The following is a 12256-nucleotide window of genomic DNA, read 5'->3' on the forward strand; positions in this document are numbered from 1 at the left end:
TCAGTGTATAAATAATATTCTTCTTTAATATTATCATCACAAACAGTACATAAAACTAAAACCACAATTAACTATAATATCTCCGCTTTTTCCTTTACAAATTCTCTCCATTGTCTATATTCTTCTTTCTTTTTACTGTCTTTTAACCCTCTACCAAGTTTAATTATTGCATCAAAATAATTTCTCCTTATATCTTCTCTTTTAAAATATTTTGTATCATACACAGGTGTAAAAGTATTATAATTATCAAAATTTTTATCTACTATATGAATCCCAACTTTTTCAGGATTATTATACATATATGTTCCTGGAAATGGAGTTGTAACACTAAATACAACTCTAGCACCATAGGACTGTATTTCAGTTGCGAATTCAATAGTCTTTTGTATACTTTCTAAAGTATCATATGGTTGTCCTATCATTAAACATGTACCTGTTTTTATATCAATTTCTTTTGCCCAAAGAAAAACATTTCTAATTTGTTCAATTGTAATATTCTTTTTTAAACAGTCTAACATTTCTTGACTTCCAGCCTCTACTCCAAATTGTATAGATATACATCCACATTTTTTCATAAAATTTAATAATTCTTTATTCATTATATCAACTCTAGATTCACAACCCCATGTAATTCCTAAATTCTCTTTATTTAATATTTCTAAAAATTTATAAAGTCTATCAATATCTGCTGTAAATGTATCATCAACAATTTGTACATATGAAATTCCTAACTCTTTTAAATATTTTATTTCATCAATTATATTTTCAACTGAACGAATTATATATTTACCTCCAGATAATGCAGTAGCTACGCAAAAAATACACCTACCTGGACACCCTCTACTTGTAGAAATCGTCCCTGGAATAGGATACTTTTCTAACTGATATAAACTTCTGTCTGGAAAAGGTAAACTATCTAAATCTTTTATAAATTCTCTTCTATTATTTTTGATAATTTTCCCTTCTCTTTTATAGCATATTCCTTTTATATTATCCAAATTACCTTGTTTTTTTATATAATAATCACAAAGTTCCTTCATAACAAATTCTCCTTCATTACGAACAACAATATCTATAACTCCAGTATTTAAAGCATTTTCATATTCGAAAGTTACATGACATCCTCCCATAACTGTTATAATATTTTCATCTAATTTTTTACTATAATCTGCTATCTTAACACCATTATTATATGTTTCTGTTGTTGTAGAAATAGCTATAATTTTAGGATGTAATTCATTAACAATTAACTCTAAATCCAAAATTGTAATTTCATCAATATAAAAATCTAAAATTTTAACTTTATATCCTTTCTTTTCTAAATAAGTTCCAATATAACCCAATCCTAATGGCGGTACCCCTTGTATTCTATATGAAATAATACTCCCAGGATGTGGTGAAGGTGCATTCACTAATAAAACATCAATATAATCACTATTCATTTATTAAACCTCCATTCCATTTAAAAATCAAACAAAAGAATAAATTTCATCATTATATATTCATAAACCAAATAGTAATAAAAGTATAATGCATTACTAGACATCTTTAAGTATAATTTTACTTTTATATAATGGATCCCAATTTTCTACTAATATTCCTTCCTTACTTAATTGCTTCATTATACTTAATATATCATTATAAACTGTATGTTTATTATTTACATCATATACCTCACAAATATAATCAACAATTTCAGCAATGGTGTTTTTCCCATTTGCCATATCCCAAAATATTGCTGCTACTTCATTCAGCTCTATTATAGATTTAAATCCTATTATGTAACCTTTGCCATTTTCTATTTTGTATAGTTCCGTTTTTCTACATGGTTTAAACTCAAACATATCACGTCACCTCTCTTGAATTTCGTTTTACCAAATTTAAACCTACTATCCTTCCATACACAAATATAAAATTTATCTATTTTTATTTATAATTCAATAATTATCACATTTTTAAAATCCCAGGAATATTTCCTTGAATACCAAGAAAATATTCCTGGGATTACTGTTAATATGCTTAATGTGCTGGCTTAGGTGTAAGAGCAACTATTGCAATAGCCAGTGCTGCAGCTAATACTATCCCTGATGAATACATTTCATTACATACTTCTTCATCTTCTAGTATTGACATTATAGGTTTTTCATATTTCATAATAGCCCCCCCTTTTTTTTATACGTAGTGTCAAAAGTTTAGAGCAAATTTGACACCCAAACATTGAAATTTGAATAATATATAGGTTTGGTTGTCTCCAGCCTCATTATAAAGAGCTATTAAAACAATACGAACGTAAGCACAGTAAACCACTTAAATCTATTAATCGTAAAAAGAAGATTAATTTTCCTAAAGACACTATATGCCCTTATTGTGGCGCTCCTAAAAAATATATTTATACTAATAACGGTTCAAAAAGTCAATGCTTATACAAAATCTGCAGTAGCACATTCATATTAGGTTCTAAATTAAACAAGAAAACCATAAGTAAATGTCCTTTTACTGTAGTCATACTTTAGAAAAAACTAAAAATAAAAATTCCTTTATAGTCTACAAATGTAAAAACGATAATTGTAAATACTACCAAACAAAGACAATTACAGGCACAAAAATAGGTTTGGGGCATTTTATGGTGCTATATCCTAGGTTACTTTATTCATAGCTTGGTTTAACTTTTTAAGGCCTCATTCAGCTTAAAGTAGCAATACCATTAACTGAACTAAACAAATACAAAATAATGTTAGCAAAATGGGCTAAATTAATTGAATTAGCACAAATACATGCCATAGAAAATCAAAAGAAAATGGGTAAAATCTTTAAAAATGTCATCTTAAAGTATATCCAATCTTTGCTCTATCTTTTCATATTTCTTTTTACACCACCGATATTACCAATATTATGAATTTTAATGTCCAAGTATTAGAATTCAAATACTCAATCCTTACAACTTATTATCAAATATTCTTATTATATAGACTTACAACCAACCAATCTTTTATTTGGTACCCTTGGATATATATTACGTTTCTCACTTCTTTCCCTGCATCTTTTAATCAATTATAAAATTTTATAATTATCAAAAGAACCATAACTTGTTATGTTTCAAAAAATTTTCTCATTTATAAGTATGAATAAAATCTTTCTAAACTTATTTAAATCTAAATTAAAGGTTTTATTATACAACTAAATTAAATAATTCCTTTATTCATTTTATTAAGTAAAATTAATTTGGTATTTTTGTTTATCGCAAACAATTATTATATATATAATTATATATACATATATATGGTATGTCAACTATTTTTTTCCGTTATTGTTGTTGTAAATGAATTGTCTCCATAATGTAACATTTCAGTAAATCTGATATATATCGAATAGGATGTTATTGTCAATGAAAATCCCGCAAAAATGGGAAAGAAAATCCACCACTTTAAGAGATAAATCAGTGCCAAAAGTAGCTCTAGCTTTTGACTTTCAAGTTGTTGAAAAAATAGACGAAGAAAAACATGACATTCCTGTAGATTATATAATAACTGAAAAAGGTGTCAGAACAGTTTAAGTTGCATCTTCAATAAACGTAACTTTATAACCTCTATCAAATCCAGCTATTGCAGTAAACATACAACAATACTCATTAAATACTTTAAACGAACTTAAAGGGTACTAAACAAAAAAATTAATTGCTACAATGAATAATGCTTATGCTAAATATTGTATAAAACAAATGATAGTCAAGAATATAAGAATAGACTGTAGCCACATTCTAATATAAATGGACTCCTATAGATATAACTTTGCGAGCAAAACTTAAGAAAATTTTTAATATTACCTTGGGGTATAAATATGCTTATTTGCTGAATGAAATTACATTTATACCAATCGCTGGGGGTAGTACGCCCTTTTTAAAAATATATTTTTAGTTGTATTATATTATTTTACTTATATTGAGCTATTGCTTTTATTGCTTATGCTGTTTTTGTAATTATTTTCCTGAACTTTATCAAAATTGAGATTTTATTTCTAATTATCACAGATTTAGGGAATCATCTTTAACTTTGAGATGGATTCAAAAGACTATGAACCCCTTTCATTACACAGATTATCAGACAGCCTCATGAAGCTTTAAGACAGCGTATTGTTGTAAATTATTATTTAAAGGGGCTTACAAAAGATGAAACTAAAGAATATATATTATCTAGACTTGAGATTGCTGGTTATCATGAACCTATATTTACAGACAGTGCTTTTGAACTTTTATATTCCAGTATCAATGGAGGCTTAAGAATATTGAATTCACTAGCAAGAATGTGCCTTATATCAGGTGCAAATCAAAAACTTAAGTCTATTGACAGTGAAATAGTATTTCAGGCTCAAACTGAACTTAATATTACTGCTTAAAAGTATTTAATCTTCGGACTTAAAAATTAAGCTCTCTTTTTTCTTTTTAAGAATGAGATAATGTGACTTTTTTGTATCCATTTAATACTATATTCTGTTAATTTAATCATTAAAATCACCCATTTTTCATATGTAAGTATTAATTTCAAGATATTAAAATCAAAAATAAAGAGAGACAACCTCCTATTGGCTATCCCTTTTCTTTAGTGAACTGGGCTAGTTTATTGTTATTAACCATAGATTGTTTTGTTATATCAACGCGAATAGTTCAGGCTAAATTATAACATAATTGTCATATTTTTTATGTATCAATCTTGTAATAATAAAATATATTATTAACTTCATCATACAGGCATAGCGAAAAATTATATGCCGAAGGATTTTTAAAATCAGTCTTACCTCTATCAACAAAATACCACTTTCCTTTTTCTATCTTAGGTAAATTTATCTTTTTAGCTATCGATACCATACTATTATCTTTATATAAAAACTCATATAATTCAGTTGTTAACGGCAATTCAACCCAGCCTACATCTTCTAATTCAATTTGTTCTGCACTTTCCAATTTGTATAAAGCCTGCCCCTCATAAGGAACTCCGCCATAATCATTATATATTGTTGAAACATTTAATTTTTTGCTATCAATATCTAATTTGAAAGTATTTACAAACTCCTTAGCTACATTATCATTTTTACTACAACCACTAAACAGAATCAATATTAAAACTAAACTAATTGCTACTATACGACAACACCATTTATTCATAAACATCCTCCTTGAAGTTAATGTTTATGATAATCTTATTAAGAATGCCAGTATTTTGGGATAGCCAACCCCAGTTATTTACTATCGACGTAAACAAAGAATCATATTTATTATCAAAATCAAATACGTCATAAACATTTACATTGTATTTACTACCAGATTTGCGAACAGTGAATGTTGCATTATGTAATGCATAAAACAAATCTGAATTATCGCTCTTTGTAAACTCTTGTACCGAACGACTATAAGTTTTATTATTTCTCTTTATATACGACATATGATTTTTATAAACACTTGTTTCTACAATTTTATCTCGGAACAACCCTCCATTATTTTCAGTATAATTTATACCCAACACGGAATATTCAACCGCTTTAGCCGCACATGTATATCCCTTCAACTTAGCAATCTGTACCGCAGCTAGCCAAGCAAGTTTTAACTGTATAAATATATTCTTAGGACTTGATGTGACTCTATAGTTATTGTATCTATAAGAAAAATCGTTTATTGAGATATCTGATATGTATTGATTCAATTCCTCAACAGTCATATTTTTAAAATTAGCAGTTTCAGAAACAATCAACTGACTATTTTCTCTAACAAGCATATCCTCGCTTTGAAGCAGTGTCTTTTGAGTAATATCTAACTCAGGTAATTGTTCCAAGATTGCACTACTTTTGTAAAATCCCAAGCTATATGCGAACTCATTTTGGATAGGCAATTCATTAGCATAAACATTTATGCTAATACCAACAATAATAGTGATTACCATAAACATTGATAAAACTTTCTTAAACATAAATACTACCTCCTTTTGTTATTCGTAGTGTCAAAAGATTAGAGCAAATTTGACACCCAAACATTAAAATTTGAATAATATATAGGTTTGGTTGTCCAAAATAAAGGGGCTTAATAGTTCTAAAATAGTAAGTAACACTTTTACGTATAATATTTTCTTAATGTAATACGATAAACTATATAATCTACAATGATAATAACTACAATAAAAGCATTTACAGCATCATTTTTAATATAATATGCTGTAAAACTAAGAGTAATATATAGACAACCTATTGTATAGGCGTGAAAAGATAAAACCTTTAAATACCCCTCCATATCAATTATATTCCTTAAAGGCCAATTTTTTTTATATCTATTACCCCATTTTTCATAAGCATGCCCATCACTATTACCATAATTCCTAACAATAAAGAAGTTAATGGGTGTAAAATAATATCCATAATGGTATCATCCATATTATATCCCTCCTCATTTAGTCTTTTATGCTTGTTTATAAGGTTTATATCTACTTATTAGCTGACTAATTTATTCTATAAACAAACTATATTGTACGTTTCCTAATATCCAAACAACACTCCTCCTGCAGTTTCATAGAAATAATCTAAATTACCGTTGGTCTACAGCAAAAGAAATAGTTGTCATATTTATTAAAATACAAAATACTAAAACAACACTAATTATCACTTTATTCATTTTTAATCTCCTCTCCCCCTATAGATATTGTCAATATTATAAATTTCAATACCCAAGTATTAGAATTCAAATACACAATCCTTAAAACCTATTATCAAATATTCTTATTATATAAACTTGCAACCAATCTTTTATTTGGTGCCCTTGGATATATCATATTTCTTACCTCTTTTCCTGTGTCTTTTAGTCAATTGCAAAATTTTATAATTATCAAAAAACCATAATTTGTTATGTTTTAAAGAATTTTCTCGTTTATGGGTATGAATAAAATCTTTCTAAACTTATTTAAATCTAAATTGAAGATTTTATTATACAACTTAATTAAACAATTCCCTTATTCATTTTATTAAATAAAATTAAATTGGTATTTTTATTCATCACAAACAATTATTATATGTATAATTATATATATGGTATGTCAACTATTTTTTTGTTTATGTTATTATAAATAAATTATTTTTAAAATGCAACAATTTAGTAATTTTGATGAATATCGAGTAGGAGGTAGATGATTAATTCATCTACTGACCTCTCACACCACCATACGTACCGTTCAGTATGCGGCGGTTCATTAGGTTAAGTTCAATTTCTTATACTGCATAGAAAGCGATTTGAGACCTTGATTTAGCCAATATTGGTTATCCAAGGTCTTGCTTAATATAGGACTATTAGATATACGCCAATAACCCTTCCGGGTATTGGCATATTGCCATGCCTTATACTCTGGAATCCCTAATCTTTTGAGATTCTTAAATCTAGTTTTAATCTTCTTCCATTGTTTCCAAAGACATGCTCTTAATCTTCTCACTGATCTATCTCCTTTAGTTTCGCTTTCATGTCTACTACTTTGAAATAGTTCACCCAGCCAACTACCAGGAGGTTTAGTTTTTGTATTCTTGTTTCCATACTTATTCCTATATTTCTATTTGTGATTTTCCTTATTTTGTCTTTTAATCTCTTAATGCTTTTCTCGTGAGGTCTTATTCTAATCTCATCATCCTTAAGATAAAAAGAAAATCCCAGGAACTTCCTTCTCCACGGTCTATCGACCGCGCTCTTTTCTTTATTAACTTTTAACTTTAGCTTCTTCTCAAGGAATTTTGTTATGCTTTTCATGACCCTTTTCCCTGCTCTTTGGCTTTTGACATAAATGTTACAGTCATCGGCATATCTTATGAATTTATGTCCTCTTGCTTCGAGTTCTTTATCTAATACATCCAGAAGGATATTACTAAGTATTGGACTAATAGGTCCTCCTTGCGGCGTCCCCTCTTCTGTTTTCGTGTATAGCCTTCCTATCATTACCCCTGATTCTAGGTATTTACGTATCAGCCTTAATACTCTTTCATCTTTTATTTTCCTCGCTAAAATTGACATGAGAATATCATGATTAACTCTATCAAAGAACTTTTCCAAGTCTATATCCACTACCCATGTATATCCTTCATTTATATATTCTTTCGCCTTCTTTACTGCCATGTGAGCATTTCTGCCAGGTCTGAATCTATAACTATTTTCGGAAAACTCTTTATCGTAGACTTCTATTAATACTTGTGCTATTGCTTGTTGTATAAATCTATCTACCACCGTAGGTATTCCTAACAGTCTAACTCCTCCATTTGGCTTTGGAATTTCTACTCTCCTAACCGATTGTGATTTGTATTTCTCCATAGCTATTTCTTCTACTAAGGCTCCGCCATGTTGTTTCAAGAAAGATAGAAGTTCATCTATCTTCATTCCATCTATTCCATGACTTCCTCTATTCTTCTTTACTTTCTTATATGCTTTGTTTAGGTTGTCACTGTGAAGAATTTGTTCTAGAAGATTTGCAGTATCTAGTTGAACTCTGGCTTTCACTATCGAAGATGCCAAAGGCATACTACACGCTTCCTTCCTATCTTGGACTTCCAGTCCTACTTCAGTCGGAGAGCCTTCATATGAAGTTTTCTGTGGTCTTTGCATACCTCTCGAATCTTTCAATGTTACTTACCTCCTCAATGTTCGGTTCTTCCCTATCTGTCCTAGGTTTAGATAGGTACTATGACCTCTGCTGACTTCTCAAGGTTCAGCTATACATCACTGTATAGGTTGCCATCTTGAAATTCATCTAAATGACGTACCCTTGAGACCTCCCGGGGTAAGCATAACCACTTTCCTCCCATATATCCGCCACATTTACTGCATAAACCTTCGGACCGTTTTGGGTTTCGTTTTGTTATGCAAACTCACCCGATTTATACAGCCTCGAATGTAATTCATATACCTCGAACCAGGATTTTGCCTCCGGCTTCCTTCAGATTCCACCTCACGATGGACACCCTTGCCTTTGGCTAGTGGTTGGCACGGTCAACCCCCACAGTGGACTTTCACCACCTAGTTGTTACGCATGTCCGGCGCACATACAAAAAAGTAGATGATTTTTTCATCTACTTTTCCTGTAGCCAATCTATTAGACCTTTAATAATTCCCTCTATATTATTATTCTTAATAAACCTTATAATTTCCTCATTATTTTTACATTCATCTATAAAACGACTCTCTACTCGTGTTAAATATACTTTGTTCTTATATTCTTGTTTCACATATAAAGCGTCTATATGTTTCTCTTTTTTCTTATCTTCCCGTCTTTTTAAAAAAAACATATAATTTTCTGTTTTTATTTTACTATCGCAATCTATACTATTCCAAATATTGTTATATGTATCCATTTCATTTTTATCATCTTTAAAGAACGTTTCTATCAATATTGAGATAAATGGTAAATTTTTATTTTCATCATAATAAATTATTTCAACATTATTGATATTTGATGCTAAAATCTTATCTTTATAAACCTTTCCAACAACATGCTCATCAATATCCGGCATTTTAAACTCACATCTATAATCTGTAATAAAAATTTCCTCTAATTTAATACCTGCTATTTCTTCTGGTATAAAATCTAAATCATTATTATATATTTTACTAACTTCCTCTTTATTACCTTTAAAACTACTTTTCCTAACACAACAGTTTTTCCCATTTATTTCTACAAACTTATATTCACCAAAATTTAATTTATTTCTTTCTTCATTAAGTTCCTTACGTATTCTGTCATAATATAATTCACTTTCTTTTTTTTCTATTTCTGAACTTAAATATTTAATCAAAAACTCACTTAATATCTTACTTATTTTATTCATATAAACTATATCAAGTTTATCTAAATTATCTATTGGTGTATGAATTACATTAAAATCTGCTCCAGTACTAATATTTACAGCGTTTTCAAATGAAATATGATCACTACAAAACTCTCCAGTAGTAATCTCGGCTTTCATTCCTTTATCTTCAATAAATTCCTTTATTTTATTTGCAATACTATTAGATTCTATAGTTCCTTTCGAATCAATCATTACCTTATCTTTACCCTTTTGTCCTACACAGTCTAAATTTATATTTTCTATTTTTTTCATATAATCATAGTTTAATAATAATGCAAGATTATGACTACCTACTAATCCTGCTTCTTCACCATTTACTGCACAAAAAATCAGATCTTTATTTAATTGATTTGTATTCGCATATTCTGACAGTCTTTTTAATATATCTAACAGTACGGATATACCCGAAGCATTATCTACAGCACCTCTCCATACTCTATCCCCTATGCCACCAACATGATCTAAATGTGCTGTTATTAAAATAGCTTCATCTCTTACTTTCCCAGGTATTACACCTATAATATTATTTTCTTCAATTACTTTCTTCTCATAATCCATAGAAATACTTACTTGCTGCCCAGTATTGTCTTTTAAAATATCATATACTTCTTTTGTTACGTCTAAAATTATTTTTTCATTTTGTACTCGTTCAGTTAATACTTGATTACTAAAAGTCTCATTTAATAAAATAAATCCCTTTATATTTGACTCTTGATTTAATTTTTTTATAACATCATATTTTTGTGCTAATATTATACAATCTTCTCCATTTATATTTTCAGTATAAATTGGCAGTTTTAAATCTATTTTATTAAAAAAACTCACCTTATAATCCTTTCCGTATTTAAATCTTCTAATTACATTATCGGGAAGAATTAATTCAAATTTTACATTTTTTATATTGATTAACGTTTGAGGATAAGAATGATAGTATGTACCATTATACAGTTTAAGCCCATATTCTTTAAACTTTTTAACTATATAATCTTGCGCTAATCTATTTCCTTTCGTACCTACTAGTCTACCATTACACTGATCTGATGTTAAATATTGTAATGCATCCTCTATTATAGTTTTTTCTTTATAATTTAGTGAATCAGTGGTACTACATGCAGAAATAACTAATATAATACATAAAAATAATGTAACTAATTTTATATTTTTATTTATCAAACCACTACTTCCCCTCTATATGTAATTAAAAATCGAAAAATCTAATTTTAAACTTAATCTTCAAATTTATAAAACTAACATATAAAAATTACTAATTACTATAATAAATAATATTTATGCTAGATATACTGTATAAAACAACCAACTGTTAAAAATATAAGAATAGATTGCAGCCACATTCTAATATAAATGGACTCATCTTTTTTTATATTTTTTAATATATATATATGATTTAAATAAATAAAAATTGGACCTGTTAATACAAAAAATTGTACTAATAATTGCAAAAATATTCTCATATAGAATTCCTCCTCTTCCTATATTTTATTAATTATCTCTGTCTTTCTTAATATTTCTTAAAATTGCTATTATATTTGTTCTTATAACAAAGATTGAAACTACTATTTAAATAGATTTTGTTGTTTTTTATTTGAATATTTGTAATTTTATTGAATGCAATAAGTATACTTACTAAAACAAGCAATATAATTTACTTATTTTACCATTAATTGTATAAAAGTTTTAGAGAGGTATCTCACCTTTTCTATCCCCTGATTTACCCTCTTATGTCCCTCTGGATCACATTATTTATTATGTGTCCTAACATTCCTTCGTTCTATCTTTTAAGAATAGGTGAGTGCTATTACTTGTATACTGGGTCTATGCCCTTATGGGGGAGTTAGGCTTTCCTCACCTAAAACTTTGTTTTTTAGATTAATATAAATAATATTTATCCTACATTTATAAAGTATTAAGCTGCTAAAAGCTTATGAATCTGTTTTAAACGTACTTCTCCCAATGCTTTTTTAGGATTATATTTTTCTTTATTTTTTGCCATATAAAACATTATCCTCATAACCTTTAAGCCTACGGCTACTAATGCCTGATTTTTAGCTAATCGGTTCGATGGTCTATTCATTAAATAATAATATAACTGCCGCATTTCTGGATTATGCCTTACACTTGTCACCCCTGCTAAATATAAAATGTTTCGCAGCATTGGGCGTCCACGTTTAGTAACTTTTGTTTTACCCTTATGTTGTCCTGAACTTTGTTCTGATAGATTTAAACCTGCTAACTTTCTAATTTGTTTCCAATTATCAAAACGAGATATATCACCAATTTCTCCTATAAATACAGCAGAAATAATTGGTCCAATTCCTTTCATACTTTCAAAATACTCATTAAGTTCTGTTTCTTTCATCTTCTCTTCCATTGCTTTTTCTAT

General features: G+C 28.4%; 11 protein-coding genes. 1 reads left to right on the forward strand and 10 read right to left on the reverse strand.

Annotated elements, in window-relative coordinates; genetic code table 11:
• Positions 1-71 precede the first annotated feature (71 nt).
• The 3 genes from BUB51_RS00360 to BUB51_RS13530 all read right to left on the reverse strand — a co-directional run bounded on the left by BUB51_RS00360 (position 72) and on the right by BUB51_RS13530 (position 2154).
• Complete coding sequence (locus BUB51_RS00360; RefSeq protein WP_073194464.1) at positions 72-1442, reverse strand: B12-binding domain-containing radical SAM protein; 1371 nt, start codon at positions 1440-1442, stop codon at positions 72-74.
• Between the two features lie 96 nt (positions 1443-1538).
• Positions 1539-1844, reverse strand: coding sequence for a PqqD family protein (locus tag BUB51_RS00365; protein ID WP_073194467.1), 306 nt, complete (start codon positions 1842-1844; stop codon positions 1539-1541).
• A gap of 175 nt (positions 1845-2019) precedes the next feature.
• Positions 2020-2154, reverse strand: coding sequence for a hypothetical protein (locus BUB51_RS13530; RefSeq protein WP_278293523.1), 135 nt, complete (start codon positions 2152-2154; stop codon positions 2020-2022).
• Between the two features lie 1231 nt (positions 2155-3385).
• Between BUB51_RS13530 and BUB51_RS12685 the strand changes: the two genes are divergently transcribed.
• Positions 3386-3553: a 5-formyltetrahydrofolate cyclo-ligase gene (locus tag BUB51_RS12685; protein WP_242945528.1), complete on the forward strand. Its 168-nt coding sequence runs from the start codon at positions 3386-3388 to the stop codon at positions 3551-3553.
• Positions 3554-4693: 1140 nt separating this feature from the next.
• On the opposite strand, the gene BUB51_RS00375 is transcribed toward BUB51_RS12685, so the two are convergent.
• The 7 genes from BUB51_RS00375 to BUB51_RS00400 all read right to left on the reverse strand — a co-directional run.
• Positions 4694-5158: a hypothetical protein gene (locus BUB51_RS00375; protein ID WP_073194469.1), complete on the reverse strand. Its 465-nt coding sequence runs from the start codon at positions 5156-5158 to the stop codon at positions 4694-4696.
• Entirely contained in the window at positions 5151-5957 is an 807-nt protein-coding gene (locus BUB51_RS00380; RefSeq protein WP_083599447.1) for a hypothetical protein, read from the reverse strand. The genes BUB51_RS00375 and BUB51_RS00380 overlap by 8 nt, the downstream gene beginning before the upstream one ends.
• A 331-nt stretch (positions 5958-6288) precedes the next feature.
• Positions 6289-6414, reverse strand: a complete 126-nt coding sequence (locus tag BUB51_RS13535) for a hypothetical protein (protein ID WP_278293526.1) — start codon at positions 6412-6414, stop codon at positions 6289-6291.
• A gap of 1042 nt (positions 6415-7456) precedes the next feature.
• A complete protein-coding gene (gene ltrA / locus BUB51_RS00385) occupies positions 7457-8614 on the reverse strand; it encodes a group II intron reverse transcriptase/maturase (protein WP_278293528.1) in 1158 nt (385 codons plus the stop codon).
• Positions 8615-9078: 464 nt separating this feature from the next.
• Positions 9079-11028, reverse strand: a complete 1950-nt coding sequence (locus BUB51_RS00390) for a M28 family metallopeptidase (protein WP_073194471.1) — start codon at positions 11026-11028, stop codon at positions 9079-9081.
• Positions 11029-11147: 119 nt separating this feature from the next.
• Positions 11148-11327, reverse strand: a complete 180-nt coding sequence (locus BUB51_RS00395) for a hypothetical protein (RefSeq protein ID WP_035163622.1) — start codon at positions 11325-11327, stop codon at positions 11148-11150.
• Positions 11328-11779: 452 nt separating this feature from the next.
• The coding region (locus BUB51_RS00400; protein WP_143153524.1) for a transposase at positions 11780-12256 on the reverse strand (477 nt) is incomplete at its 5' end.

It is taken from the genome of Caloranaerobacter azorensis DSM 13643, from assembly GCF_900129995.1.
Classification (GTDB): domain Bacteria; phylum Bacillota; class Clostridia; order Tissierellales; family Thermohalobacteraceae; genus Caloranaerobacter; species Caloranaerobacter azorensis.

Excerpts from the sequence above, each read along its gene's own strand:
- ltrA (WP_278293528.1), bottom strand. The coding sequence starts at position 8,614 with ATGCAAAGACCACAGAAAACTTCATATGAAGGCTCTCCGACTGAAGTA.
- BUB51_RS00360 (WP_073194464.1), bottom strand. The coding sequence starts at position 1,442 with ATGAATAGTGATTATATTGATGTTTTATTAGTGAATGCACCTTCACCA.
- BUB51_RS00375 (WP_073194469.1), bottom strand. The coding sequence starts at position 5,158 with ATGAATAAATGGTGTTGTCGTATAGTAGCAATTAGTTTAGTTTTAATA.
- BUB51_RS12685 (WP_242945528.1), top strand. The coding sequence starts at position 3,386 with ATGAAAATCCCGCAAAAATGGGAAAGAAAATCCACCACTTTAAGAGAT.
- BUB51_RS13535 (WP_278293526.1), bottom strand. The coding sequence starts at position 6,414 with ATGGATGATACCATTATGGATATTATTTTACACCCATTAACTTCTTTA.
- BUB51_RS00395 (WP_035163622.1), bottom strand. The coding sequence starts at position 11,327 with ATGAGAATATTTTTGCAATTATTAGTACAATTTTTTGTATTAACAGGT.
- BUB51_RS13530 (WP_278293523.1), bottom strand. The coding sequence starts at position 2,154 with ATGAAATATGAAAAACCTATAATGTCAATACTAGAAGATGAAGAAGTA.
- BUB51_RS00365 (WP_073194467.1), bottom strand. The coding sequence starts at position 1,844 with ATGTTTGAGTTTAAACCATGTAGAAAAACGGAACTATACAAAATAGAA.
- BUB51_RS00380 (WP_083599447.1), bottom strand. The coding sequence starts at position 5,957 with ATGTTTAAGAAAGTTTTATCAATGTTTATGGTAATCACTATTATTGTT.